Annotated in this window: 25 protein-coding genes; 6 read left to right on the top strand and 19 right to left on the bottom strand. The window is 55.1% G+C overall.

The genetic code is table 11. The features are described from left to right. The 5 genes from PSSD_RS00005 to dapA form a co-directional block, all read right to left on the bottom strand. A partial coding sequence (locus PSSD_RS00005; protein WP_058967990.1) for a tRNA(Met) cytidine acetyltransferase TmcA occupies positions 1-1,459 on the bottom strand: 1,459 nt, incomplete at its 3' end. Beyond that, complete coding sequence (gene ypfJ / locus PSSD_RS00010) at positions 1,459-2,328, bottom strand: KPN_02809 family neutral zinc metallopeptidase (RefSeq protein ID WP_058967992.1); 870 nt, start codon at positions 2,326-2,328, stop codon at positions 1,459-1,461. The genes ypfJ and PSSD_RS00005, both read right to left, overlap by 1 nt. 212 nt (positions 2,329-2,540) lie before the next feature. After that, positions 2,541-3,254 carry a phosphoribosylaminoimidazolesuccinocarboxamide synthase gene (gene purC, locus PSSD_RS00015; protein ID WP_034825771.1) on the bottom strand — a complete coding sequence of 238 codons (714 nt, stop codon included), beginning with the start codon at positions 3,252-3,254 and terminating at the stop codon, positions 2,541-2,543. A gap of 264 nt (positions 3,255-3,518) precedes the next feature. Next, positions 3,519-4,550 carry an outer membrane protein assembly factor BamC gene (gene bamC / locus PSSD_RS00020; protein ID WP_058967994.1) on the bottom strand — a complete coding sequence of 344 codons (1,032 nt, stop codon included), beginning with the start codon at positions 4,548-4,550 and terminating at the stop codon, positions 3,519-3,521. 14 nt (positions 4,551-4,564) lie between these two features. Next, on the bottom strand, positions 4,565-5,443 hold the full coding sequence (gene dapA, locus PSSD_RS00025; protein ID WP_039329765.1) for a 4-hydroxy-tetrahydrodipicolinate synthase: 879 nt from the start codon (positions 5,441-5,443) through the stop codon (positions 4,565-4,567). Between the two features lie 110 nt (positions 5,444-5,553). Between dapA and PSSD_RS00030 the strand changes: the two genes are divergently transcribed. Together PSSD_RS00030 and bcp are read left to right on the top strand one after the other, a co-directional pair. Next, the gene (locus tag PSSD_RS00030) at positions 5,554-6,153 is read left to right on the top strand and encodes a glycine cleavage system transcriptional repressor (protein WP_439654581.1); all 600 of its coding nucleotides are present in this window, start codon (positions 5,554-5,556) and stop codon (positions 6,151-6,153) included. 107 nt (positions 6,154-6,260) lie between these two features. Beyond that, a complete protein-coding gene (gene bcp, locus PSSD_RS00035; RefSeq protein WP_039329769.1) occupies positions 6,261-6,728 on the top strand; it encodes a thioredoxin-dependent thiol peroxidase in 468 nt (155 codons plus the stop codon). A gap of 34 nt (positions 6,729-6,762) precedes the next feature. On the opposite strand, the gene PSSD_RS00040 is transcribed toward bcp, so the two are convergent. From PSSD_RS00040 to PSSD_RS00085, 10 genes are all read right to left on the bottom strand, one after another. Further along, a complete protein-coding gene (locus tag PSSD_RS00040) occupies positions 6,763-7,830 on the bottom strand; it encodes an AI-2E family transporter (RefSeq protein WP_058967998.1) in 1,068 nt (355 codons plus the stop codon). Positions 7,831-8,036: 206 nt separating this feature from the next. Continuing rightward, the gene (locus PSSD_RS00045; protein WP_058968000.1) at positions 8,037-9,629 is read right to left on the bottom strand and encodes a sensor domain-containing diguanylate cyclase; all 1,593 of its coding nucleotides are present in this window, start codon (positions 9,627-9,629) and stop codon (positions 8,037-8,039) included. Positions 9,630-9,794: 165 nt separating this feature from the next. Then, positions 9,795-10,625: a phosphodiesterase gene (locus PSSD_RS00050; RefSeq protein WP_058968002.1), complete on the bottom strand. Its 831-nt coding sequence runs from the start codon at positions 10,623-10,625 to the stop codon at positions 9,795-9,797. Between the two features lie 11 nt (positions 10,626-10,636). Continuing rightward, complete coding sequence (locus tag PSSD_RS00055) at positions 10,637-11,626, bottom strand: ABC transporter ATP-binding protein (protein WP_039329776.1); 990 nt, start codon at positions 11,624-11,626, stop codon at positions 10,637-10,639. Continuing rightward, entirely contained in the window at positions 11,623-12,435 is an 813-nt protein-coding gene (locus PSSD_RS00060) for an ABC transporter permease (RefSeq protein WP_058968003.1), read from the bottom strand. The genes PSSD_RS00055 and PSSD_RS00060 overlap by 4 nt, the downstream gene beginning before the upstream one ends. Next, the gene (locus PSSD_RS00065; RefSeq protein ID WP_058968005.1) at positions 12,432-13,289 is read right to left on the bottom strand and encodes an ABC transporter permease; all 858 of its coding nucleotides are present in this window, start codon (positions 13,287-13,289) and stop codon (positions 12,432-12,434) included. The genes PSSD_RS00060 and PSSD_RS00065 overlap by 4 nt, the downstream gene beginning before the upstream one ends. Before the next feature lie 2 nt (positions 13,290-13,291). Beyond that, complete coding sequence (locus PSSD_RS00070; protein ID WP_058968007.1) at positions 13,292-14,314, bottom strand: ABC transporter substrate-binding protein; 1,023 nt, start codon at positions 14,312-14,314, stop codon at positions 13,292-13,294. Further along, positions 14,304-15,326 (bottom strand): LacI family DNA-binding transcriptional regulator, encoded by a 1,023-nt coding sequence (locus PSSD_RS00075; protein ID WP_058968009.1) that lies wholly within the window; start codon positions 15,324-15,326, stop codon positions 14,304-14,306. Before PSSD_RS00075 ends, PSSD_RS00070 begins: the two co-directional genes overlap by 11 nt. A gap of 126 nt (positions 15,327-15,452) precedes the next feature. Further along, entirely contained in the window at positions 15,453-16,061 is a 609-nt protein-coding gene (locus PSSD_RS00080) for a DsrE family protein (RefSeq protein ID WP_039329787.1), read from the bottom strand. Positions 16,062-16,095: 34 nt separating this feature from the next. Next, entirely contained in the window at positions 16,096-16,701 is a 606-nt protein-coding gene (locus tag PSSD_RS00085; protein WP_039329789.1) for a DsrE family protein, read from the bottom strand. Positions 16,702-17,318: 617 nt separating this feature from the next. Here PSSD_RS00085 and bepA point away from each other — a divergent pair. After that, a complete protein-coding gene (bepA, locus tag PSSD_RS00090; protein WP_058968010.1) occupies positions 17,319-18,782 on the top strand; it encodes a beta-barrel assembly-enhancing protease in 1,464 nt (487 codons plus the stop codon). A gap of 44 nt (positions 18,783-18,826) precedes the next feature. Further along, positions 18,827-19,174: an arsenate reductase (glutaredoxin) gene (gene arsC / locus PSSD_RS00095; RefSeq protein ID WP_058968011.1), complete on the top strand. Its 348-nt coding sequence runs from the start codon at positions 18,827-18,829 to the stop codon at positions 19,172-19,174. On the opposite strand, the gene hda is transcribed toward arsC, so the two are convergent. From hda to upp, 3 genes are all read right to left on the bottom strand, one after another. Beyond that, positions 19,171-19,872, bottom strand: coding sequence for a DnaA inactivator Hda (hda, locus tag PSSD_RS00100; protein WP_039329796.1), 702 nt, complete (start codon positions 19,870-19,872; stop codon positions 19,171-19,173). The two genes, arsC and hda, sit on opposite strands and share 4 nt — an antisense overlap. 93 nt (positions 19,873-19,965) lie before the next feature. Continuing rightward, entirely contained in the window at positions 19,966-21,249 is a 1,284-nt protein-coding gene (uraA, locus tag PSSD_RS00105; RefSeq protein WP_058968160.1) for a uracil permease, read from the bottom strand. A gap of 276 nt (positions 21,250-21,525) precedes the next feature. Further along, positions 21,526-22,152: a uracil phosphoribosyltransferase gene (upp, locus tag PSSD_RS00110; RefSeq protein ID WP_034825735.1), complete on the bottom strand. Its 627-nt coding sequence runs from the start codon at positions 22,150-22,152 to the stop codon at positions 21,526-21,528. A gap of 239 nt (positions 22,153-22,391) precedes the next feature. On the opposite strand from upp, the gene purM reads away from it, so the two are divergent. Beyond that, positions 22,392-23,432 (top strand): phosphoribosylformylglycinamidine cyclo-ligase, encoded by a 1,041-nt coding sequence (gene purM, locus PSSD_RS00115; protein ID WP_039329968.1) that lies wholly within the window; start codon positions 22,392-22,394, stop codon positions 23,430-23,432. After that, the gene (gene purN, locus PSSD_RS00120) at positions 23,429-24,067 is read left to right on the top strand and encodes a phosphoribosylglycinamide formyltransferase (protein ID WP_039329800.1); all 639 of its coding nucleotides are present in this window, start codon (positions 23,429-23,431) and stop codon (positions 24,065-24,067) included. The genes purM and purN overlap by 4 nt, the downstream gene beginning before the upstream one ends. Before the next feature lie 131 nt (positions 24,068-24,198). On the opposite strand, the gene pstB is transcribed toward purN, so the two are convergent. Next, positions 24,199-24,966 carry a phosphate ABC transporter ATP-binding protein PstB gene (pstB, locus tag PSSD_RS00125; RefSeq protein ID WP_058968012.1) on the bottom strand — a complete coding sequence of 256 codons (768 nt, stop codon included), beginning with the start codon at positions 24,964-24,966 and terminating at the stop codon, positions 24,199-24,201. Between the last annotated feature and the right edge of the window lie 7 nt (positions 24,967-24,973).

Below are 24,973 nucleotides of genomic sequence, written 5' to 3' on the forward strand. Positions count from 1 at the left end.
TATAACCAAAGCTCACCGAGAGGAAATCACATCCTTGCGCCTGCTGCTGAGCCGCTTCGACCAGTGCTTTACCGATACCCCGCTGCCGCTGCGCTGCCTGAACTGCAATGCGGCTGATACGCTGCGAACGCAAGGTTGCCGCCTCGGTAAAACCGGCATGCGCGGCCATCGACTGCGCCACCAGGTTGCCACGTGGCCGCCGCAATCCCGCCCAAACGGCTTCCGCGAGTTGCGGATCTAATCCTCCTTCCTCCACCAGCCATAAGGCACCCACAACACTATCGGATTGCCCTGCCAGCCAGAATTGCATGCCGGGCGCATCAAGCATGCGCCGTAGATCCAAGGGAGAGGTGCGATAGTGGGCGCTCGCCAGCAGACGATAACCCTCCTCAAGAGAACGGATGGCGTTTTGCGGCGTCGCGGGAAAAATGGTCGTTTCGCCATCGGCTGTGCGCTCTGCCGCATCCTCAAATAACAGCGCTTGGCTTAGCCATTGCTCAAGCGGATCACTTGCAGACCAACGTAACGGCTCATCGAGCTGAAAATAGCGTACCTGCGGCAATGTGGCGCAAAAGCGCAACATAAATCCACGCCCAGTGCCTTCATAGCCTTGCACCGTGGTGGTCAGCAGCACGCGTGGAAAACGCTGTACCAGTTGATGCAGCACGGGCGCCGGAATCGCAGCGGCTTCATCCACAATCAGCCACTGCGCCTGCGGCAGATCTTCTGCCGCCAGGATCGCATCCGGTGCCATAAAGTGAAAATGCTCCCCGGCAAATTCGGCCAATACTTGGGTCGAGACTTTGGCGGGCGCAGTCACTAAACAGTGTTGATGCTGCTGTGCCAGCATTCCGGCCAGAGCTGATTTGCCACGTCCGCGCGCAGCAGTAATCACCGCAACACCCGGCGGCATGGCTAACAACTGTTGCAGAATTTGCGCCTGTTGCTGTGGGGCCTGGCATTGCCAGTCGAGTAAGGTCAGGCTCGCGGGCTCGCGGATGGGCTGATGCTGACGCAGCACCATCACCTGCGGGTCCTGCAGGATCAGATGCTGAAGGTGACGTGTAAAATTTGGCGTGGCAATAGGCTCTGCCACATCCGCCCAGCGCAGGCTGTCTGCGTCAGGTTCGGCTGCCCAGGATTGCCACGGGGGGGTGAGCAGTAAGAGCCAACTGCTTGCCCGCAATGTCCCAGCCAGCGCGGCAAAGGCTTCGGCATGGAAACCTTCACGCGCATCAAAAATAGCGTGCAGGAATTCACGTCCCAGCAAGGTGCGCAACGCGGCGGGCGCCACGCGCTGCGCGACATCCTGGCTGTCACTGAGCGTTAACCAGTCACCGGATAATGCGGCGCGCCAGTCAGCCGTCTGCTGCATGGCCCATTCCGCTTCACCGGCAATCACACACAGACGTCTTATCCCCGCACGCTGCATGGCGGCGGTGATCGCAGGCAACCGCATCAGTTGTTAGCGAAGGTGTTGCAATCACCCGGATTGCCGCTATCAAATCCGCGTTTGAACCACGTATAGCGTTGCTGCGACGTACCGTGTGTGAAGCTGTCTGGCACCACGCGGCCCTGGCTTTTCTGCTGGAGGCGGTCATCCCCTATCGCTTCAGCCGCATTGAGCGCTTTCTGCAGATCCCCCACTTCCAGCATATTTTGCTGTTGTACGTAGTGGCCCCACACGCCAGCAAAACAGTCGGCCTGTAGCTCCATTTTCACCGACAGCTGGTTGGCCTGTACCTGGCTGGCACCCTGCTGCAGCTGACGAACTTTGGCTTCAATGCCGAGCAATTTCTGGATGTGATGGCCCACTTCATGCGCGATCACATAGCCTTGGGCAAAATCACCGCCGGCCCCGAGTTTGGTTTTCATGTCATCGTAGAATGAGAGATCGATGTAGACGGTTTGATCTGCCGGGCAGTAAAACGGCCCCATCGCGGACTGACCGGTACCGCAATTTGTGGAGGTGTAGTTACGGTACATCACCAGCTTTGGCGGCACGTACTGTTTGCCCATTTTCTGGAACAGCGTGCTCCAGGTATCTTCCGTGGTGGCCAGCATCACCTTGGTGAATTTGGCATCTTCATTATCCTGTGCTGAATTCACCGGACGCTGTTGTTGCTGTTGCGAGACGGGTGCGCCCCCTTCCAGCAGTGCCGTGAGGTCATAACCATAATAACCGGCCACGGCCACCACAATTAACAGGATGATACCGCCCTTGCCGCGCGGGATGCGAATTTGCCGCCCGCCGCCGCCGCCCAATCCGGGTGAATCATTGCGGCGATCTTCTACATTGTCGCTCTCACGACGACCTTGCCAGCGCATGGCCTGCTCCTGTTTAAGAGGTTTTGCATGATTTTAGTTTGCGGCATAGCTAATCACCAGCGTTGCGGAGCGGAAGCGTGTAGCGGCGCAATTCATTGCGCATATTTTAGGTGGGAAAACAACGGGAATGCACCAAATGGCGCAACAGCAGAAAGGAGCACCGGCTGAAACGCGCGATAAATCGCGCCGCTACGAACCGGTGCAGGCTGGCATTAATCCAGCTTCACACCCAGACGATGTGCCACTTCTTCATACGCTTCAATCAGGCCACCGAGGCTCTGACGGAAACGGTCTTTATCCATTTTGTCCATGGTCTCTTTGTCCCACAGACGTGCGCCGTCTGGCGAGAACTCATCGCCCAGCGTCACTTCGCCGTTGAATAAACCGAACTCCAGTTTGAAATCGACGAGGATTAAGCCCGCGTCATCAAACAGTTTGCTCAGCACGTCATTGGCTTTAAAGGTCAGTTCCTGCATGCGGGCCAGATTGGCTTTGCTTACCCAGCCAAATGTCTCGCAATAAGATTCGTTAACCATCGGGTCGTGTTTGGCGTCATCTTTCAGGAAGAGATCAAACAGCGGTGGATTGAGCAGCATGCCCTCTTCCACGCCCAGACGTTTTACCAGCGATCCTGCCGCGCGGTTACGAACCACGCACTCTACCGGCACCATCTCCAGCTTTTTCACCAGCGCTTCGTTATCCGACAGCAGCGCTTCCATCTGGGTCGGGATGCCCGCTTCCTGCAATTTGGTCATGATGAAATGGTTGAACTTGTTGTTCACCATCCCTTTACGATCAAACTGCTCGATTCGTGCACCGTCTCCTGCTGACGTATCGTTGCGGAATTCGAGTACCAGCAGATCCGGATTATCGGTGCTGTATACGGTTTTCGCTTTACCGCGATACAACTCAGCTCGCTTTTGCATCTTGTTAACTCCAAACATGAAAGAACCCGTTCAGCGGTGTTTCACCGCGCGATGACTGCCTGACGCAATCGTTTACTTCGCCGGGCGCTATTATACACAAAATAATTCGAGATACAGGAAGGCGGCAAACGAGCGAGTCACGATGAGCTGACTCAAGTCAGTGATTCGGGTGAACGAGAGCAGCCAACGCATCTGTAGCTTGAAGTATTTGTATCTATGCCAAATCCAAACAAAAGGGCCGGAAATCTCCGGCCCTTTGGCAATTTATTTGTTCAGTGCACCTTGGAACACGGCCACCAACGCATCATTCTGCGACTGAGTGAGCACATGGCCCTTAGGATCGATGAACTGCAGACTGCTGCGGTTATCCAAATCACCCACCTGCAATTTGTAATCGCCGTTTGGCAGTTCTGGATCTTTCGCACCAATCGCATCAAACGCGCTGCTGCCCGGCTGCTTGTACGTCACTTTCAGACTACCCTGTGAACGGTTGTCATCAGTCACTTCCATGCCCATACGTTTCAGTGCCGCTGGCAGACGCTGCCAGGTCACGTTAAACGGTGAACGCAGCACCAACATTGGCAGACCGGTATCATCCGCGCCGCTCTGAACATCAATCTGTCCGGTCGCGCGGCCCGCAGCGGCATCTGCGCTGGCGGTATCGATTTTATCCAGACCGGTACTGATGTCGTTCAGCATCTGAGCAGTGTAGCGCTGAACCTGCGCTGGTGATGTCACCGCCTGGCCATTCTGCTGCAGCTCCAGCAGACGAACGGTCAGCACCTGCTGATAGCTCTGGTTCTGTACGCTGATCTGATAGCGTCCGCGATATTGGTTGTCTTCGTCAGCACGGTTCCACTGCACCCAATCGGTCGTCAGCTGCTGCTCAGCATCATTACGCTGTGCGATCGGGAACTTGTAGGACTGGATCACATTCACCACCTGTGACCAGATAGAGCCACGGCTGCTCTCTACCGCCAGCACACCGGTATTGCCAGTGAACTGTGCACGCGTGCCGTTCAGCAATGCCAGCGGTTGGGCTGGAGGACGAATATCCAGTGCTTTACCCACTGCGCCTTTGGCAACGGTGTGCGGCACATCATAATCACCATTCTGCAGCGGCAGAATCATGCCCGCTGGGGCTTTTAAATCATGCAGTTCAGGCGCCTGCAGGTAAGATTCATCACCGCTGACCTGGCGCTTATAACGCTGATCGCTGGAACAAGCTGTTAGCAGCATCAGGGTGGACAAACCCACCACGGTTGCCAGCGTCGAGCGCTTAACTGAATAACTCATTGATTCTCCCTAATTTATCGCAGACCCGCTTTAATCAGCGCTTGGGCCGTTTTCGCCTGACCCGCTTCGGTCAGTGGCGTCATTGGCAAGCGCAGCGTGTCATCTGCGATTAATCCTAGCTGTTTCGCTGCCCATTTGACTGGGATTGGATTCGGTTCACAGAAAAGCGTCTGGTGCAGATGCATGAGACGCTGATTCAGGCGGCGCGCTTCGGCGAATTTCCCCTGTTGCGCTAAGGCACAGAGTTCAACCATTTCACGAGCTGCAATATTAGCCGTGACCGAAATGACGCCTTTGCCGCCCAGTTGCATTGAGTCCAGTGCCGTGGCGTCATCGCCGCTCACAATAACGAACTCATCATTAACCAGCTCTTGGATCTGAGAAATACGCGATAAGTTCCCGGTGGCCTCTTTGATTCCGATAATATTTTTAATTTCGGCCAGACGAGCAACGGTTTCAGGCAGCATATCGCAGCCGGTACGCGAAGGGACGTTATACAGCATCTGTGGCAGGTCGGTGCTTTCCGCAATCGCTTTGAAGTGTTGGAACAGACCTTCCTGAGTTGGGCGATTGTAGTAAGGCGTTACGGTCAGACAACCCACGACACCGGTGCCTGTGAAGCGCTTAGTGAGGGAGATACCTTCCGCAGTGGCGTTTGCACCAGTACCCGCGATGACCGGAATGCGACCATCTGCCAATTCCAGAGTTTGCATGACCACATCACCATGCTCGTCATGGCTAAGGGTGGCAGACTCGCCGGTGGTACCAACAGATACAATTGCCGCGGTACCGCTGGCAACATGATAATCAATCAGTTTTTTCAAACTCTCGCGGCAGACATTGCCTTTTTCATTCATTGGCGTAATGAGCGCAACAATACTTCCGGTGAACATGGGCTATCCCCTCGACAAACAAGTGCCTCATGTTACGTTTTACCTCGAAAGAAAAGCAAGTGAGCCAAGCCATTCCCGCGCTTGTCAGCAGTTTTTTTTATGTTTACCTTATGGTTATTAGCGAACGTACAGGAAATGTCATTTTGTCGCAGTCACAGCCTCACCATTTGGTGATTACCGCCTTGGGCGTCGATCGTCCGGGAATCGTCAATACCATCACCCGCCACGTCAGCAGCTGCGGTTGTAATATCGAAGACAGCCGTCTGGCCATGCTCGGTGATGAGTTCACCTTTATCATGCTGCTTTCTGGTAGCTGGAACGCGATTACCCTGATTGAATCAACGCTGCCAATGAAAGGTGCCGAGCTGGAACTGCTGATCGTGATGAAGCGAACCAACGCGCGTGTCACCCCGCCCATGCCCGCCACCGTGTGGGTGCAGGTAGAAGTGCCAGATTCGCCCCACATCATCGAGCGCTTCACCGATCTGTTCGACAAACATCAAATGAACATCGCTGAACTGGTTTCTCGTATCCAGCCCGCCCAGGAAGGTATTCCACCGACGCTCTACGTGCAGATGACCGCACACAGTCCGGATAACCATGCCAGCGCACCGTTTGAGCAAGCCTTCAACAAACTGTGTGAAGAACTGCATGCACAAGGCTCAATTCGTCTTTATAGTGTCACCGACGATGCCAGTAGCACCGCATAATCTTAATCCGGGTTATTTCTCCACACACTCTGCCGTCGTGGCATACCGTGTAGTGAAATAACCCAGAGGGTGTAAAACCCACAGCATGAAAAAAATGGAGAGTTGTGATGAATCCACTGAAAGCCGGTGATACCGCACCGAAATTTAGCTTGCCCGATCAGGACGGCGAACAAGTAAATTTGGCCGACTTCCAGGGACAGCGCGTTCTGGTCTACTTCTATCCGAAAGCCATGACGCCGGGTTGCACCGTACAGGCCTGTGGTCTGCGCGACAACATGGATCAGTTGAAAACCGTGGGTGTGGAAGTGCTGGGCATCAGCACTGACAAACCTGAAAAACTGTCACGCTTTGCTGAGAAAGAAGTGCTGAATTTCACACTGCTATCCGATGAAGATCATCAAGTGTGTGAGCAGTTTGGCGTTTGGGGTGAAAAAACCTTTATGGGTAAAACCTATGACGGCATTCACCGCATCAGCTTCCTGATTGATGGCAACGGCAAGGTAGAGAAAGTCTTCGACGATTTCAAAACGTCAAACCACCACGACATCGTGTTGGATTATTTGAAGTCCGCCTGATAGCAAACGGGTGCACACTGTGCACCCGTTTCTTTTAAGCCTGATGCTGCTCCAGCGAGGTTTCCGGCCAGGCGCGCACCACGGCTTTAATCAGGGTGGCTAGCGGAATGGCAAAGAACACCCCCCAAAAGCCCCACATCCCGCCGAAAATCACCACCGAGAGAATAATCACCAGAGGGTGAAGATTGACGGCCTCCGAGAACAGAACCGGCACCAGCACATTGCCGTCCAGCGCTTGCACCACCAGATAGACGATAAACATCGTCCAGAAATCGCTGCCTAAGCCCCACTGGAACAGGCCCACGCCGATCACCGGGATAGTCACCACCATGGCACCGATGTAGGGAATCAGCACTGAAATCCCTACCAGCACCGCCAGCAACAGCGCGTAATTGAGGCCGAGCACCAGGAAAGCAATCCAGGTGACAAATCCGACCGCCACCATCTCCAGCACTTTGCCGCGAATATAGTTGGTGATCTGCTGATTCATCTCCTGCCACACCACGCCGGCTAAGCCCCGATTGCGCGGCAAGACACGGCGCACAGCATTGAGCATCTGCTCTTTATCTTTGAGCAGGAAAAACACCATCAGCGGCACCAGCACCAGATAGATCATCAGCGTCATCAACCCCACCAGCGAGGCCAGCGAGTACTTCACTAATGATTCACCCAGTCCCGTCAGGCGGCTGCGGAGGTTCTCGACGATGATGTCGATGATGCCTGCATCCACCAGGGCCGGGAAACGCTTTGGCAGACCTGCGGCATAGACGTAGAGCTTATTCAGCATATTGGGCAGGTCACGCAGCAAGTTAATGCCTTGCTGCCAGGCCACCGGGGCGACGATAAGGACCATCACCAACAGAATACCGGCGAACACAATCAACACGGCGCTGGTTGCAAAAGTACGACTGCATCCAAGACGTTGCAAACGTACCGTTGGCCATTCCAGTAAGTAAGCCAGGACCAGTGCCACCAGCAATGGAGCCAGCAAGCCACTGAAGAAGAACAGGATACAGAACGCCATCAGCAGAATAACCAGCAGACCAATCGCCTGCGGGTCGCTAAAACGACGTTTATACCATTGATAAAGCAGAGCCAGCATTTCACTTCCTTGGTGCCAAAAACAAGTCGACGATTGTACAGAAATACCTGGTGCGCATAAATGCGCACCCTACAACGTCGGGTTGACCGAGAGGCAAGCCGCGCAGATCAATGTTGGGTTGCAAGTTATGGCGACCAGGTGAAACCGAATACCCACGCAAACCGCATAGGCCATTGTAGGGGCGCCATTGATGGCGACCAGGTAAATCAGTGCGTTATGCTGCTCACCAGCGCATCCTGACCGGCAATCATCACGCAGTTACGTCCGGCATGTTTCGCCTGATACAGAGCTGCATCGGCCTGTTTCAGGCTCTGCTCGTGGCTACCGTTTTCAACGTCCCAGTGAGCGATGCCGACAGAGAGCGTGATGTGGCCAACATGGTCAATCCAGTTCTCGGCAATACTGGTGCGCACTCGCTCAGCGATCATGCGGGCTTCTTCAGTCGATGTGGCAGGCAGCAGCATCAAAAACTCTTCGCCACCGTTACGACACACCACGTCAGTTTGCCGTGCGCTGTGGCGCAGTGTCCGCGCCACCTGTTTAATCACTTCATCACCGACATCGTGACCAAAGTTATCGTTAACGCGTTTGAAGTGGTCGATATCCAATGCCAGCACCGCATAGGGTTGACGCATGGTATCGAAATAGTCGAGCACCGCGCTGAGTCCACGGCGGTTCAGCAGGCTGGTCATCGGGTCGGTTTGTACTTCCGACTTCAGACGCCCAATTTTATCCTGCACTAAGCCGATGCCGGTCAGCAGCGCACGTTTGACCTGAGCTGCCTCGAAATACCATGCACGAATACCGCCGATTTCACTGGACACACCTTGGGTATCCATCTGGCTGGCCTTTCGTGCCAGTTGCCACAGCGGCAGCGCAATCAGGCGGGCAAAAATCACGGCCATCAGCAAGGTCAGCAGTGCAAACGGCACCGAGTTTTTCAGCACTTTCAGCAGCAGCCCAGAAAGCGGTTGCAGCGTGACATCGGTTGGCTTGAGTGCCACCACCATCCAGCCCGTGGTCGGCACAATGGCATAACCCGCCAGCTTAGGCGTGCCATCTTCGGTTAATTGCACTTCGCCATTGGTGCTCTCTTTACGTTCGCGTTCGCTGACGATCTCCGGCACGGTTTTACCAATCAGTTGGCTGTTCTGGTGATAAAGCACCTGATTGTTGCGGTCCAGGACATACACATGCGTGCCATCGCGATAGAACTGCTCGCCGAGTAATGCGTTGAGGATACTTTTCTTCTTCAGATAGATGGTGCCGCCCACATAGCCCAGGTAGCGCCCTTCATTGCTCCAGATAGGCCAGGAAACAAACACAATCAGGTTGTTGGCTGCCGAAACCGTGGGTTTACTGACCATGGGCTGACGCTGCGCCAGCGCCTCACGCGAGGCCTGGCTGGTGAGCTGCATGCCTTTCAGCATCAGAGACTCAGGGGAAATCGCTTTCACGATACCGTCCGTCCCCACCACCGCGACCGAGTTAAAACTGTTGGTCTGCTCACGTAACCGATTCACTTCCTGCTGTGCCAGCGCCGTATTGTCAAAGTCTTTACCCAGCTGTGTCGCACTGTAGTGCAGTTGAGACTGCGCCAACTGAAAGAAGACTTCAGTGGTGGCGGCCAGCTTAGTGGCGTAAGCGCGGTTGGCTTCGAGGGTGCTTTCGATCAGGACCATGCGCTGCACACGCCAGGTGGCGTACAGCGTATTGGCGAGAGTGATGACGATACTGGTGATCGCCAGCAACGCGATCAGCGTTCGCAGGTCGGTTTTCGGCCGGATGCGCGTTAGCATGACGCAGCCGCCCTGGTGAATAGGTTCATAATTCGCGTGCCTGACAATATAGTTATAGTTGGACTAGCTACCCCTGGTGAGGGAACCGCCAATTGTACACCTGTAAACCAAATTGAGCACGAACCATCCTGTCAGACACGCGTAATTATTCAGCAAACATCGGTGCTAATCGATCAACCCATTGGCGTCATAAAATGGCCAGGGACCAGGATAATCGCCAATCGCACACTGATGGGTGGTCATGCCCTGTTGCGGGTGCCAGCGATGCAGCAGGAATCCCGGCGGTTCCAGCACAAAGTTGGCCGGTCCATTTTCAGATAAATCAAAGGCCACCTGATGCGATACGCCAGGCGCAACACAGGCTAATGTGCCGGCGAAGCGCGCCTGCACCGAGCGATGCAGATGGCCGCTCAGGACACGTTCAACTTGTGGATGGCGGGCAATGATGTTTGCCAGTGCCTCAGGATTACGCAGCGGCTGCTTGTCCATATGGCCAATGCCAGAAACCAAAGGGGGATGATGCAGCATCACCAGTGTCGGTAGCTGAGGTTCGCGCGATAGCTGCTCGTCCAGCCAATCCAGCTGCGCCTCGTCCACATAACCCCAGGGCTGCTGCGGCACGCTGGAATCCAGCGCCAGCAGCTGCACGCCTTTCACCCGCGCCTGCCAGTTCAGCGTTTCACCGTGCTGCAAGTAGTGGTGATCCGGGAACGCGGCACGTAACTGCTGCCGATCGTCGTGGTTGCCAGGCATGAGCATAAAGGGCAGCTGCAGCCGACGCAGTGCCGTGCGCAGCGTTTGGTACTCTTCGGCGGTGCCAAAATCCACTAAGTCGCCGGTAATCACCACTTTATCCGGGCGCGGTGTCAGACGATTTAACGTCTCAATCACCCGCAGCAATGCCGCCTGGGTATCGACTTTTTTATACGACAGGCGACCGTTCGCCTTGATGTGTAAGTCACTAATTTGCGCAATCAGCGTCAATGCTTCAGACACGAATCTCTTCCTCAGGATGCAGAAAATTGGAGTGCGGCGTCCTGCGCCAGCGTCCAGCTCACCGGTTGTCCGGCATGCCAGGCTTCACGTGCATGACGATCAACCTGAATGGGGGTTGCCAGCCCGATATCGATCATTAGCCGCTGCGATGCACCTAAAAAGGTGCTGGCCAGAATAAAGCCCTGGCGCGCATAGCGGTTGTCATCGGCCAACAGCACATCCTCCGGGCGACAGAAGCGTTGCGGGTTGCCACGGGTATCGACATCCACGCAGTTAATCGCGCCCACAAAGTCGGCGACAAATTTCGACGCGGGATGCTGATAAATGTTCTGCGGCGTGTCGATCTGCACCAGCCGGCCGTGCTCCATCACCGCGATGCGGTCGCCGAGCGCCATCGCCTCTTGCTGATCGTGGGTAACGTAAACCGCAGTAATCGCCAGCTTTTTGAGCAACGAGCCAATTTCAAGGCGCAGCCGGTCGCGCAGGCGCGCATCCAGCGCCGCCAGCGGCTCATCAAACAGTAAGACTTTCGGGCGTGCCGCCAGTGCACGAGCTAAAGCGACACGCTGTTTTTGCCCACCGGAAAGCTTGTCGATACTGCGTTGTGACAAGGCACTGAGATCCACCAATTCCAGCATCTCCTGCACGCGCGCTTCACGCTCGGCACGTGGCACCCCCTGCACTTTCAGGCCGTACGCCACGTTCTCCGCCACGTTGAGATTGGGAAACAGCGCGTAGTTTTGGAACACCATGCCGACATTGCGTTTCTCAATCGGCAGTGCGGTGACGTTGCGATCATCGAACCACACTTCCCCGCCTTCATCACTGCGTTCAAGCCCGCTAATGATGCGCAGTGTGGTGGTTTTGCCACAGCCAGAAGGCCCGAGCAGCACTAAGGTTTCACCGGGATTGACGGTTAAATCAAGCGGATGCAAGGCCAGTTGATGATTGAATTGACGTGAGCAGTTGCGCAGCTTCACGGTTACGGCCGCAGGATTCATGCCGCCTCCTTGTTTTGGCGCGAAACCGCGCGGTTAAGCCAGTGATTGACCGCATTGAGCATCAGCAACAGCGGCAGAATCATCAGAATAAAAATCAGGGTGTAAGCGGAGCCCACTTCCAGTCGCATCGAGGCATAGCTGTCAGCAAGGCCGACCGGCAAGGTTTTGGTCAGTGGCGTGTGCAGCATCCAGGTGATGTTGAATTCACCCACTGACAAGGTAATCACCATAAAAGCCCCCGCCAAAATGCCGTTGCGGCAGTTGGGTACCACTACGGTAAAGAAGCGCTGCCAGAGACTGGCCCCCAGACTGGCGGATGCCTCTTCAAGGCGCGGCATATCCACCGCCTGCATCACTGCCAGCACCGGGCGCATCATAAAGGGCAGCGTGAACAGCACGTGCCCAATCAAAATGAAGACCCAGCTATCACGCAGCGTAGAGAACTGACCGTAAAGCAGAATGATACTGAGCGCGGTGGCCAATCCCGGCAGGGCGACCGGCAACATCAGGCACTCTTCAATACGTGCCGCCCAGCGTCCGGGCGCTTTCAGCAAGCCCCACGCGGCAGGTACGCCAATCACCAACGTCACTAACAGGCAGAACAGCGCGATCAGCAGTGACAGCCAAAAGGTGTCGGCATACATTTCCCATACCTGTTCCACCCATTTCAGGGTCAAGCCGCTGCGCAGGCCGATAAAGTAGTTGTTCGTCACGCCCGCCAGCATCGACAACACCACGGGCACAATCATGAACAGCGCTGTCAGCGTGGTGACCAGCAGTTGCAGGCTAAACAATCCGCGACGATTCATACCGCCCCCTTGTGTGCCAACCGGCGTGCGAACATCAGCGCCAGCCACGCCACCGCTCCCATCACCACCGACAGCGCCGCCGCCGTGGCAAAGTTGGCGTAGTTAGTAAATTCGCCGTAAATCGTTAGCGGCAATACCGCCAAATTGGTGCCGAGGGTAAACGCGGTGCCAAAGGCCCCCATACTGGTGGCGAAGCAGAGCGCCCCGGTTGAGAGCAACGCCGGTTGCAGGCCGGGCACAATCACATCCCAGGTGATACGCCACTGGCTGGCACCGAGCGAACGTGCCGCCTCTTCCAGCGAACGATCCAGCTTTTCACTGGCGGCAACCAGGGTGACGATGGCGCGTGGCAGTGAGAAATAGAGATAACCGATAAACAAACCGGTGAGCGAGTAGGCCAGGGTCCAGCGCTCGTGCACCAGGCTCATGCTGATTTGTGCCAGCAAGCCCTGACGCCCCGCCAGCATCACCACCAGAAAACCCACCACCACGCCGGGAAAAGCCAGTGGGAAAGTCAGCAGCGCGAGTAAGGTGCCGCGTCCAGCAAAGCGCTGACGCGCAAGAAAACAGCCGACGATGGCGGCAATCGCCAGCGTTACCAGTGTGACCAGCAGTGACAGCACCACCGTATTCAGCAGGCTGAATAGATAATTTGGCTGGCTCACCACCGTCCAGTAACCACTATTACCGCTGCTACGATCGTTCTGCATGCCCATTTGCAACAGGCGCGCAAACGGCAGCAGCCAGAAGGCGCAGAATAACAGTAACGCGGGCAGCGTCAGCCATAACCAGCGGCTACCCGGCAAAGCACGAGCCTGGCGGCGTGAAACCGCCAGGTTGTCGGAGATCGACATAATCAGTGAATCTCGCTCAGGTACTTAGCAGAGAAGGCTTTCTGCGCATCGGCCATCTGCTGATAATCGACGGTTTGAGCACGCGCATAATCGCTATCCGGCAGGAAGAACTTCTTCGCTTCAGGTGACATGGCAGAAGTGCGCACCGGGCGCAGGAAGGCGTTGGCCCAAATGGCCTGGCCTTTGTCAGACAGCACATAGTCGATCACTTTTTTACCGTTGGCTTCATGCGGCGCATTCTTCACCAGGCTGATCACGTAAGGCACGGTGACGGTGCCCTCTTTCGGGATCACAAAGGCCACGTTGGCATGGTCCTTATACTTGGCGCGATAGGCGTTGAAATCGTAGTCGAGCAGAATCGGGATTTCGCCGGAGATCAGACGCGCATAGGCAGTCTGTTTCGGTACGATCGGCTGGTTAGCTTGCAGTTTCTTGAACCAGTTCAGCGCAGGGGTGAAATCCTGCATGTTACCGCCTTTCGCCTGGTTAACGGCCACCGCTGCCACGTAACCAACAAAGGCACTGGCAGGATCGAGGTAACCGATCATCCCTTTGTATTCGGGCTTCAGCAGGTCATCCCAGGACTGCGGCACAGGCGCGCCATTCAGCGCATCCACGTTCACCATAAAGCCCATGGTGCCTGAGTGCAGCGCGACCCATTTACCGTTGGGATCTTTCATTCCGGCTGGGATCTCATCCCAGTGTTGGGGTTTATAGCCGGTGATGACGCCGGCGCTGTCCGCCTGGATGCCGAAACTGACGCCGTAATACACCACATCTGCCACCGGATTGCCTTTCTCCGCCACCATTTGCGCCAGCGCCTGGCCGGAGTTTTTGTTGTCTTGTGGCACGGTGATGCCGGTGTCTTTGGCAATGGCTTTAAGCTGTGTGCCCCAGTCAGCCCACTCGGGCGGGCAGTTGTAACAGATCGCCGTTTCAGCGGCCTGCGTCATCATGCTGAACAGCGAACCGGCGGTCAGCACGATCGCGCCTGTCAAAATTTTCACTTTTTTATTAAAGGTCATGGTGGTTCCCTGGTGTGGTTAAAGTGGTGGCAGGTGCAGCAATGCTTTCGCCAACCCGCAACCGATGTGCCAGTACGCGGGTGCCGCGGCTGGCCTGTTGTAACAGCATGTCTATCGCACAGGCACCGAGCATGTCGGCTGGCTGAGTGACGCTGGCCAGTGACGGCGCAATCTGCTCGCCAATATCGATGCCATCGAAGCCCATCACCGAAAGCTGCTGCGGGACGCGCAAACCTGCACGTGCCGCCGCCCCAATCAGGCTGATGGCGAGCAAATCGTTAGTACAAATCACCGCAGTCAGCGGTGCAGCGCCCTGCAACTGCGGTTGCAGCAGCGCAAAATCAGAGTGGGTGTGGCTGGTCATTTCAATCACGGGCAGCGCATGCAGCCCGGCACGGTGCATCGCATCGCAGTAGCCTTGATAGCGCAAGCGCGCACGGTCTGATTGCAGCATCGGCCCCGCGACCATGCCGATATGACGATGGCCGAGCGCCAGCAGATGCTGTGTGGCCTCCTCCATCGCCTGGCGGTTGTCGACGCAAATGGCTGGCCAGTGACTTTGCTGCGGCACGTTATGCGCCAGCACAAACGGCATGCTGGCTTCGTGCAGCGTATGCAACACGGCGCTGTTATCGGCGTCCGCCACGGTCAGCACTAAACCGGCCACACGCTGACGCAGCATATGTTCAACAATCGCCGCCTCGCGTTCGGGCTGATAATCACTGGTGGCGACCAGCAAACCGTAACCGGCGGCGCGCGCCTGACGCTCCATCGCCTGCAACTGGCGGGAAAAAATCGGGTTCAGCAGTGACGGCAGCAGCACACCCAGTGTGGTGGAGCTTTGCGTGCGCAACTGACGGGCAATGTGATTGGGGCGAAAACCGAGTTGCTCTGATGCCGCCAGCACTTTTTCCAGCGTGTCTGGTCGCAGCAGATGAGGATCAGAGAATGCGCGCGCAGCAGTAGCGCGGGATACGCCAGCCAGCTTTGCCACACTGATTAAATCGGACATGTTCGCCTCGTGAATTGCCAATGAGATCGATCTCATTGGCGCTTAAATTAGCGGCGAACTGTGACAACAACATCGCGGGGAGATGACGGAAAGATGACAGCAGCGCAAACTGCTGTCAGGAGAGAATTACAACATCAGGAAGGCATACCCTTCGTTTTGCAGAGAGGCCACGGTGGTGCCGCTGGAGAGCGTGTGCGTGACTCGGGTGTCTATCCACTCGCGTTGCAACTGGTGGAACGCCACCGACTGATCGCAAATGGTGACTTTCACCCCCGCCTGCTTCAGCTCATCGATCAACTTCAGATTCGGGTTATCCGTGCCGTAGGCTTTGCGGAACTGCTCGTTATTCAGTGCCGCAGGAACGGCATCACTGTTGATCGACACCACAAAGTTCAATTGATTGAGCGGCACACCGGCTGCGTAGTAGAGGTTGGTCACCCGCGCCACGCGCTCCAGTCCAAGATTGGGCTGGCGTACATCGCCTTCGGTGCGATTGATTTGGAATACAATCTTGTTGCTCAGGCCCGGTGTGTTAGCAGGGTTGTAATCTGGCGTGTTCACAAAATGAATTTTGCCATAGCCTGCAATAGCCGGTGTGCTCCAGAAATCAGCCGGTTCGGACTTATTGTCAGCGAATTTGCTGCTGACCTTATCCACCAGCTCTGGAAGCTGTAACACATTACCGCCCACGAAGCCTGCCAGTGCAGCGATAACAATATAGGACGCTGGACGCATTTCACTTCTCCTCGATAAAAGACTGGAAGCCCAATTACATTTGCAGGAAGGCATAGCCCTGATTTTCCAGCGTCGACACGGTGGTCGGGCTGGACAATGCATGAATGACCGATTGATCGATCCACTCTTTCGGGAAGTGGTGGAATGCCACCGACTGATCGCACACTGACACTTTCACCCCCAGCTTATTCATCTCACTGATCAACGCCAGATTCGGGTTATCGACTTTGTAAAATTGCTGGAAGTGGGCATTGTCCAGCATGGCGGGCGTTGCATCCCCCGTTACGGACACCACAAAGTGCAACTGGTCGGCGGGAACGCCTGAAGCGATATAGAGATTCACTACGCGCGCAACGCGCTCTAACCCCAGATTGGGACGCTTCATATCCCCTTCGCTTTTGGTGATTTGAAACACCACTTTATTGCTTAACCCCACCACCGGTTTAAACGCGGCATCGGGTTCGTAATGGATCTTGCCGTATCCCTCAACGGCTGGGGTGCTCCAAAAACCGTCTGGATCGGTCGGCTCGGCAGAAAAATGGCTGGCCACACGCTGATAAATATCATCACTTTTTGTCACGGTGGCACCGACAACCCCACCCACAATCGCTATCAAGGCGTACGAAACAACAGAACGCATAGAAACTCTCCGGCATGCACTGCGCGTCACTTCACAGTCCGTTTGAACAAAGTACGTTATCTATACCACAGCGTGAGCATGGCAAAAGGCCTGCACTTTCGGGCTGTCCGGGGAATTGGTTGCGGGAAAAATAATGAGTCAGGCTAATTGAATAAGGCTGTTGATTGAGGTTGAATCGCTGCTTAAGAAATAAATGGCTGCTTTATTATTTAATTTGCAAGCGTTGAGTCAGTTATCGAATATCAAAAAACAGACCACACTTAACTAAAATTTTCGCCAGATGTTAAAACAACACAATTAAAATCACTGATGGATAAAACAGGCCAGTATCGAAGATGACCGCCTGTTTTTCAGAGTAAACCTGGAAAAGTTCATGCCAAATTCAATTATTTTGAGCAACTTTACGTAACTTTAACCTTTATTTTGAATATTCGTTTATGCAGTCGCTGAAAACTATTCAATTTTTTGCTGTAATTTCTGGCTGTCGGGTTATTGATTTCACCTTGCGTGCCATCCCGCACTGGCTAAGATAGAACCGCTGCGTCAAAGGAACGCATACGCAGAACATTTGAACGACTTACCTGTCCAACTTCAGGTGACTTTTACAGGATCAAGGCATGTTTAACCGGTTGAAGAAATCAGTGCTGGCGGCCCTTATTCCTACGCTGCTGCTGACACCTGCGCTCTCGGTTCGCGCTGATGTGAGTGATAACCTGCCCGATATGGGCACTACCGCAGGTTCGACGCTGTCGATAAATCAGGAACTGCAAATTGGCGATTTCTACGTGCGCCAACTGCGTGCCAGTGCGCCACTGATTAACGATCCGCTGTTGAATCAATATATTAATGAACTCGGACAGCGTTTAGTTGCTCATGCTAACTCCGTCCGCACGCCATTCCACTTCTTCCTCATTCAGAACGATGAACTGAACGCCTTTGCCTTTTTTGGCGGCAATGTGGTGCTACATTCCTCGCTGTTCCGCTATACCGACAATGAAAGCCAGCTGGCATCGGTAATGGCGCACGAAATTTCCCACGTCACCCAACGCCATCTGGCCCGCGCGATGGAAGAACAGAAGCGCAATGCGCCGTTGACGTGGGTGGGTGCGCTGGGTTCCATCCTGCTGGCGATCGCCAGCCCACAAGCCGGGATGGCGGCACTGACCGGTACACTGGCCGGTACCCAACAGGGGATGATCAGCTTTACCCAATCCAACGAGCAGGAAGCGGACCGCATCGGCATTCAGGTCTTACAACGTGCTGGCTTTGATCCGCAAGCAATGCCCGCCTTCTTGCAAAAACTGGCCGATCAAAGCCGCTTCTCGTCCAAGCCGCCGGAAATTTTACTGACGCACCCGTTACCCGACAGTCGTCTGGCGGATGCGCGCAACCGCGCTAACCAGATGCGCCCGGTGGTGGTGCAGTCATCCGAAGGCTTCTATATGGCAAAAGTCCGTGCACTTGGCATGTACGCCACGGGACGTAACCAGCTCACCGACGATCTGCTTAATGAGTACGCCAAAGGCAACTCACGTGAACAGATGGCCTCGCAATACGGCAAAGCCGTCCAGTTTTTACAGGCGAAAAGCTTCGACAGCGCGAAGAAGATCATCGCCCCGATGCTGGCAAAACAGCCGGATAACATCTGGTTTTTGGATATCATGACGGATATTGATATTGGTCTGAACCAACCGCAGCAAGCGATCAGCATGTTGACCAGCGCCAAAGGCAGCAACACCAATCCGGTACTGCAACTCAACCTCGCCAATGCGTATGTCGAGGCGAAGCAACCGGCCAACGCCAGCCGTATTTTGAACCGCTATACCTTCGCGCACCCGGACGACGTCAACGCCTGGGACTTGCTGGCACAAGCTTCGGCGGCTCAGGGGCTGCGTGATGAAGAACTCTCCGCTCGCGCTGAAGGTCTGGCACTGAATGGTCAGCTCGACCAGGCGATTACCACCTTAAGCAGCGCCAGTGCGCAGGTGCCACTCGGCAGCCTGAAACAGGCACGTTACGATGCGCGTATTGATCAGTTCCGCGAACTGCAAAAACGCTTCCGTCAGTATCAGAAAGGGTAATGTCGTGTGCGCATTAATGCGCACCTGAAAAAGGATATTTAACAATGGTCAGCATTTATCACAACCCGCGTTGCAGCAAGAGCCGTGAAACCCTGGCGCTGTTGCAAGAGAAAGGCATTCAGCCGGATGTCGTGCTGTATCTGGAAACGCCACCTGATGTGGCAACACTCAAAACGTTATTGAAAAAACTGGGTATGAGCAGCGCACGTGACCTGATGCGCCGTAAAGAAGAGTTGTATAAAGAGTTGCAGCTTGCGGACAGCAATCTGAGTGAAGATCAGCTGCTGCAGGCGATGGTGGATCACCCCAAACTGATCGAACGTCCGATCGTCCTGAATGGTGATAAAGCGCGTATTGGCCGCCCGCCGGAAGCGGTGCTGGAGATTATTTAAAGCTCCAGCGCCTCTTTGACAAAGGGAATGGTGAGTTTGCGCTGTGCGCTGATGGATGCGCGATCGAGCCGATCCAGGGTGTCAAACAAGGTACGCATTTCGCGGTCGAGGCGTTTCAGCAGGAAACGCCCGACATCTTCGGGCAGTTCAAAACCACGCAGTCCTGCACGCAGCTGCATCGCCTGCAATTTGTCCTCATCCGACAGCGGCTGCAAACGATAAATTTGCCCCCAGTCGAGTCGTGAAGCCAGATCCGGCAGCCCCAGATTCAACTGGCGCGGAGGACGATCGCCGGTGATCAGCAGGCGCGTTTTGCCGATTTCCAGAATGCGGTTGTAGAGATCGAAGATCGCCATTTCCCACTCGGCATCGCCCGCAATACATTCGATGTTATCAATGCACACCAGCGCCAGGTTCTCCATACCGTCTAACACTTCCGGCACAAACCAGGTACGCTTATCCAGCGGAACATATCCCACCGCTTCACCGCGCGCGGACATTTCCGCACAGGCTGCATGCAATAGATGGCTACGACCACCGCCTTCGCGGGACCAAAAATAGAGATAGCTGCCGTGTTGCTGAGAAAGTGCGCCTTGCAGCGCCGCCAGCAAAGACGGATTTTCCCCCGGCCAGAAACTGGCAAAGGTTTCATCATCGGGTAGATAGAGTGGCAGTGAAAGCTGTGCCGGCGTGTTCAGAAGTACCTCAACGGATGAGCAGGCAGAAAACGGCGCAAGTTTATCACGATCTTTGCAAGAGATGAACCGGGCTTCCCTGCCCGACGAAGCGCATCAGGCCTGGCGCTTTTCTTCGGCATCCAGCACCACTTCTTCTGGACGTAACAAGTTGATGACGCGGAAGATCAAAGCCAGCGCGACGCCAACAATGGTCGCCAGCGCCATGCCTTTCAATTCTGCCGCACCAATGTGCACTTTCGCGCCACTCACGCCGATGATCAGGATCACCGAGGTCAGAATCAGATTCTGCGCTTTGTTGTAATCCACTTTGGATTCAATCAGCACACGAATACCGGAAGCACCAATCACCCCGTACAGCAGCAGAGAAACACCGCCCATCACGGGCACCGGGATCGCCTGAATGGCGGCCGCCAGTTTACCTACACAAGAGAGCAGGATAGCGAAGATCGCCGCCCCGCCGATCACCCAGGTACTGTAAACGCGGGTAATGGCCATCACGCCGATGTTTTCGCCGTAAGTGGTATTCGGCGTGGAGCCGAAGAAACCGGAGATCATGGTGGATAAGCCGTTGGCGAACATGGAGCGGTGCAGGCCCGGATCGCGGATCAGGTCTTTTTTCACGATGTTCGCCGTCACCACCAGGTGACCCACGTGCTCCGCAATCACCACCAGCGCAGCAGGCAGAATAGTGAGCATGGCAGCCCATTCGAAGCGTGGTGTGTAGAAGGTGGGTAAGGCAAACCAAGGTGCATCCGCGACTGAACTCCAGTTCACAATGCCCATAAAGGAAGAGAGCGCATAACCCGCCAGCACGCCTATCAGAATCGGAATGATGGCAAGGAAGCCACGGAACAGCACGGAACCGAACACGGTGACCGCCAGCGTCACCATCGAGATGATAATGGTTTTGCTGTCAGGTGATGTGCCATCCGCAGGCAACAGACCCGCCATGTTGGCCGCAACACCCGCCAACTCCAGGCCGATAACCGCCACAATCGCCCCCATCGCCGCAGGCGGGAACATCACGTCGAGCCAGCCGGTGCCAGCTTTTTTGACAATCAACGCCACCACACAGAACAGGAATCCACACAGGATAAAGCCGCCTAGTGCGACTTCATAGCCCAGTGGCAACAGCAGTAACACCGGTGAAATAAAGGCAAAGCTTGATCCCAGATACGCCGGGATTTTACCTTTACAGATAAACAGATACAGCAGCGTACCCACGCCGTTAAACAGCAACACGGTGGCCGGGTTGATGTGGAACAGAATCGGCACCAGCACCGTAGCACCAAACATGGCGAACAGGTGTTGCAGGCTGAGTGGTATGGTTTGTAGCAGCGGTGGACGTTCGTCGACACCAATTGCACGTCTTGTCATCATCTATCCCCTCTCCCCTGCGTCCTTCAAACCATGGCTGCGTTGGCTGCTCTCGTTCACCCGAATCACTTACTGATGTAAGCTCATCGGGATGAACTCGTTTGCCGCCTTGCCATGGCTCGAATGACTTGGGGATGATTGTTGTGTTTTTGCCAAAAAAAAGCCGACTCTCTGGTCGGCTACTCAAATGCTATTTTTCAAATAATACGAATGCATATTCTGCCTGCAGATGCAGGCCCGGGGTAAAGTGGCAAGCAAAATAGCCCGGAGCGATCATTACTTAGTTCCGAAAATCTTATCGCCGGCATCGCCGAGGCCAGGGATGATATAACCTTTTTCGTTTAACCCCTGATCGATTGACGCGGTATACAGCTCAACGTCCGGATGCGCTTTTTCCAGCGCGGCAATCCCTTCCGGTGCGGCGACTAATACCAGCACTTTAATGCTGTTGCAGCCGGCTTTTTTCAGCAGATCGATAGTGGCGATCATCGAACCACCGGTCGCCAGCATCGGGTCAACCACCAACGCCAGGCGCTCTTCGATGTTAGAGACCAGTTTCTGGAAGTACGGGACCGGCTCCAGCGTCTCTTCATCACGGTACACACCCACCACGCTGATACGCGCGCTTGGCACGTGCTCCAGCACACCTTCCATCATGCCCAGCCCAGCGCGCAGAATCGGAACGACGGTGATCTTTTTACCTTTGATTTGATCGACGTCGACCGGGCCATTCCAGCCTTCAATGGTCACGCGCTCGGTTGCCAAATCAGCAGTGGCTTCATAAGTCAGCAGGCTGCCGACTTCCGAGGCCAGCTCGCGGAATCGTTTGGTGCTGATATCATGCTCACGCATCAGGCCCAGTTTATGTTTGACCAGCGGGTGTTTGACTTCCACGATCTTCATGATTGTTCTCCCGGAATTGAGTTGAGCTAAAAAAAATCGCCGGATTATACCGCCTTTTTGTCGCAGCGCCACTTGTCATTGGTCAATGGCTTAGCGCAATTTGCTCGATCATAAGAATTAGCGAAAAATCAGCGCCGCGCAAAGCGGCGAGAGATGGGACTCGCAAACGTTTGCCTGCACTGGTAGAATTAGCGCGCTTAATTTTTGCCACCAACCGCAATTCGCGTGGGGACTCCGCAGTGACCGACAAAACCTCTCTCAGCTACAAAGACGCCGGTGTTGATATCGATGCTGGTAACGATCTGGTTGACCGTATCAAAGGCGTAGTAAAGAAAACTCGCCGCCCGGAAGTCATGGGTGGATTGGGTGGCTTTGGCGCGCTCTGTGCGCTGCCGCAGAAATACCGCGAGCCTGTGCTGGTCTCTGGAACCGATGGCGTCGGCACCAAGCTGCGTCTGGCAATGGACCTCAAGCGTCATGACAGCATCGGTATCGATCTGGTTGCGATGTGTGTGAACGATTTGATTGTTCAGGGCGCTGAGCCACTGTTCTTCCTTGACTACTACGCGACCGGCAAACTGGATGTGGACACCGCATCAGCAGTGATCACCGGCATCGCCGAAGGTTGCTTGCAGTCAGGCTGTGCGCTGGTCGGCGGTGAAACTGCTGAGATGCCAGGCATGTACCACGGCGAAGATTACGACGTGGCCGGGTTCTGCGTTGGCGTGGTAGAGAAATCAGAAATCATTGACGGTTCGAAAGTGCAGGACGGCGACGTGCTGATCGCGCTGGGTTCCAGCGGCCCGCACTCGAACGGTTATTCCCTGGTGCGCAAAATTCTGGAAGTTAGCCAGACCAATCCAGAAACCAAACAGCTGGATGGCAAACCACTGGCCGATCACCTGCTGGCACCGACCCGCATCTACGTGAAAAACATCCTGAGCCTGATCGAACAGGTTGATGTACACGCCATTTCTCACCTGACCGGTGGCGGCTTCTGGGAAAACATTCCTCGCGTGCTGCCAGACAACACCCAGGCGGTGCTGGACGAGAAAAGCTGGCAGTGGCCGTCCGTGTTCAGCTGGTTGCAGCAAGCGGGCAACGTGAGCCGTCACGAAATGTACCGTACCTTTAACTGCGGCGTGGGTATGATCATCGCGCTGAGCCCGGCGGATGCCGATAAAGCGGTACAGCTGATGAGCGACGCAGGCGAGAAAGCGTGGAAAATCGGTGTGATTAAAGCCTCTGACTCTGAAGAGCGTGTGGTTATTAATCCATGAAAAAACTGGTTGTACTGATCTCCGGCAACGGAAGCAATCTTCAGTCCATCCTTGACGCCTGCGCAAGCGGGCGTGTCAACGGCAGCGTCGCTGCCGTTTTCAGTAATAAAGCTTCGGCTTATGGTTTAACCCGTGCGCAGGACGCGAACGTACCTGGCCATGCCCTCGCCGCCAGTGATTTCGCCGACCGTGATGCCTTTGATCGCCAACTGATGCAGGAAATCGACGCTTATGCGCCGGATCTGGTGGTGTTGGCCGGTTATATGCGCATCCTCAGCCAAGCGTTTGTCGCGCATTATCACGACCGGCTGGTGAATATCCATCCGTCGCTGTTGCCGAAATATCCCGGACTGCATACTCATCGCCAGGCATTAGAAAATGGCGATGAGGAGCACGGCACCTCGGTACACTTTGTCACCGATGAGCTGGATGGCGGACCGGTGATTCTGCAGGCGCGCGTACCGGTGTTTGCTGAAGATGACGAAGAAGAGATCACCGCACGCGTGCAGCATCAGGAACATGCGATCTATCCACTGGTGATTAGCTGGTTTGTCGATGGACGTTTGCAGATGCGTGAAGGGAAAGCCTGGCTGGATGGGCAACCGTTGCCGCCTGCTGGATACGCACACGACTGAAGTTTTGGTACGCATAAATGCGCACCGAATACAGGTAAGCACATATCGTAGCGGCGCGATTTATCGCGCTGTTTTTTTATGTGCGCAAAACTCAGCGCAATAAATTGCGCCGCTACAGATCATAGAATGAATCAACCAAACCGCCCCGTAATATAATCTTCCGTTTTTCGTGCTCTCGGTGACGTAAATATCCGATCGGTTTCATCGAACTCCACTAACTGGCCGTTATGCATAAACGCCGTGTAATCCGACACGCGCGCCGCCTGCTGCATGTTGTGCGTCACCAGCACCAGCGTGAAATGCTGCTTCAGTGTGGTCATCAGCTCCTCGATCACTAACGTGGAAATGGGATCAAGCGCCGACGTCGGCTCATCCAGCAGTAAAACTTCCGGCTCAATCGCGATTGCGCGCGCAATCACCAAGCGCTGCTGCTGACCGCTGGAAAGGGTCAGCGCATTCTGCCCCAGTTGATCCTTTACTTCACTCCACAGGGCCGCAGCGCGCAGCGCACGTTCGCAGGCTTCATTCAGTACACGACGATCGCGCACACCTTGCAGACGCAAGCCATACACCACGTTTTCGTAGATCGATTTCGGGAACGGATTCGGCCGCTGGAACACCATACCAATACGGCGGCGCAATGCTGGCAGATCCTGATTCGCCTGCATCACCGCATGTTGGTCGAGCAGAATTTCGCCCTCAATGCGACAGCGGTCAATCACATCATTCATGCGATTAAAGCAGCGCAACAGCGTCGATTTACCACAGCCAGAGGGACCGATCAGCGCCGTGATGCGGTTCTTCGGGATCTGTAAATCAATACTGTTTAGCGCCTGGCGCTCGCCGTACCACAGCGACAGCTGGTTGACGGTTAACGCGATGTCGTAATCGGACGTCATCTCAAAA

Source organism: Type-D symbiont of Plautia stali (genome assembly GCF_001485335.1).
Lineage (GTDB): Bacteria > Pseudomonadota > Gammaproteobacteria > Enterobacterales > Enterobacteriaceae > Pantoea > Pantoea vagans_C.

What these genes read in the sequence shown, in the direction of transcription:
- ypfJ (WP_058967992.1), bottom strand. Translation starts at nt 2,328, where the DNA reads ATGCGCTGGCAAGGTCGTCGTGAGAGCGACAATGTAGAAGATCGCCGC.
- purC (WP_034825771.1), bottom strand. Translation starts at nt 3,254, where the DNA reads ATGCAAAAGCGAGCTGAGTTGTATCGCGGTAAAGCGAAAACCGTATAC.
- bamC (WP_058967994.1), bottom strand. Translation starts at nt 4,550, where the DNA reads ATGAGTTATTCAGTTAAGCGCTCGACGCTGGCAACCGTGGTGGGTTTG.
- dapA (WP_039329765.1), bottom strand. Translation starts at nt 5,443, where the DNA reads ATGTTCACCGGAAGTATTGTTGCGCTCATTACGCCAATGAATGAAAAA.
- PSSD_RS00030 (WP_439654581.1), top strand. Translation starts at nt 5,554, where the DNA reads ATGGTTATTAGCGAACGTACAGGAAATGTCATTTTGTCGCAGTCACAG.
- bcp (WP_039329769.1), top strand. Translation starts at nt 6,261, where the DNA reads ATGAATCCACTGAAAGCCGGTGATACCGCACCGAAATTTAGCTTGCCC.
- PSSD_RS00040 (WP_058967998.1), bottom strand. Translation starts at nt 7,830, where the DNA reads ATGCTGGCTCTGCTTTATCAATGGTATAAACGTCGTTTTAGCGACCCG.
- PSSD_RS00045 (WP_058968000.1), bottom strand. Translation starts at nt 9,629, where the DNA reads ATGCTAACGCGCATCCGGCCGAAAACCGACCTGCGAACGCTGATCGCG.
- PSSD_RS00055 (WP_039329776.1), bottom strand. Translation starts at nt 11,626, where the DNA reads ATGAATCCTGCGGCCGTAACCGTGAAGCTGCGCAACTGCTCACGTCAA.
- PSSD_RS00060 (WP_058968003.1), bottom strand. Translation starts at nt 12,435, where the DNA reads ATGAATCGTCGCGGATTGTTTAGCCTGCAACTGCTGGTCACCACGCTG.
- PSSD_RS00065 (WP_058968005.1), bottom strand. Translation starts at nt 13,289, where the DNA reads ATGTCGATCTCCGACAACCTGGCGGTTTCACGCCGCCAGGCTCGTGCT.
- PSSD_RS00070 (WP_058968007.1), bottom strand. Translation starts at nt 14,314, where the DNA reads ATGACCTTTAATAAAAAAGTGAAAATTTTGACAGGCGCGATCGTGCTG.
- PSSD_RS00075 (WP_058968009.1), bottom strand. Translation starts at nt 15,326, where the DNA reads ATGTCCGATTTAATCAGTGTGGCAAAGCTGGCTGGCGTATCCCGCGCT.
- PSSD_RS00080 (WP_039329787.1), bottom strand. Translation starts at nt 16,061, where the DNA reads ATGCGTCCAGCGTCCTATATTGTTATCGCTGCACTGGCAGGCTTCGTG.
- PSSD_RS00085 (WP_039329789.1), bottom strand. Translation starts at nt 16,701, where the DNA reads ATGCGTTCTGTTGTTTCGTACGCCTTGATAGCGATTGTGGGTGGGGTT.
- bepA (WP_058968010.1), top strand. Translation starts at nt 17,319, where the DNA reads ATGTTTAACCGGTTGAAGAAATCAGTGCTGGCGGCCCTTATTCCTACG.
- arsC (WP_058968011.1), top strand. Translation starts at nt 18,827, where the DNA reads ATGGTCAGCATTTATCACAACCCGCGTTGCAGCAAGAGCCGTGAAACC.
- uraA (WP_058968160.1), bottom strand. Translation starts at nt 21,249, where the DNA reads ATGACAAGACGTGCAATTGGTGTCGACGAACGTCCACCGCTGCTACAA.
- upp (WP_034825735.1), bottom strand. Translation starts at nt 22,152, where the DNA reads ATGAAGATCGTGGAAGTCAAACACCCGCTGGTCAAACATAAACTGGGC.
- purN (WP_039329800.1), top strand. Translation starts at nt 23,429, where the DNA reads ATGAAAAAACTGGTTGTACTGATCTCCGGCAACGGAAGCAATCTTCAG.
- pstB (WP_058968012.1), bottom strand. Translation starts at nt 24,966, where the DNA reads ATGACGTCCGATTACGACATCGCGTTAACCGTCAACCAGCTGTCGCTG.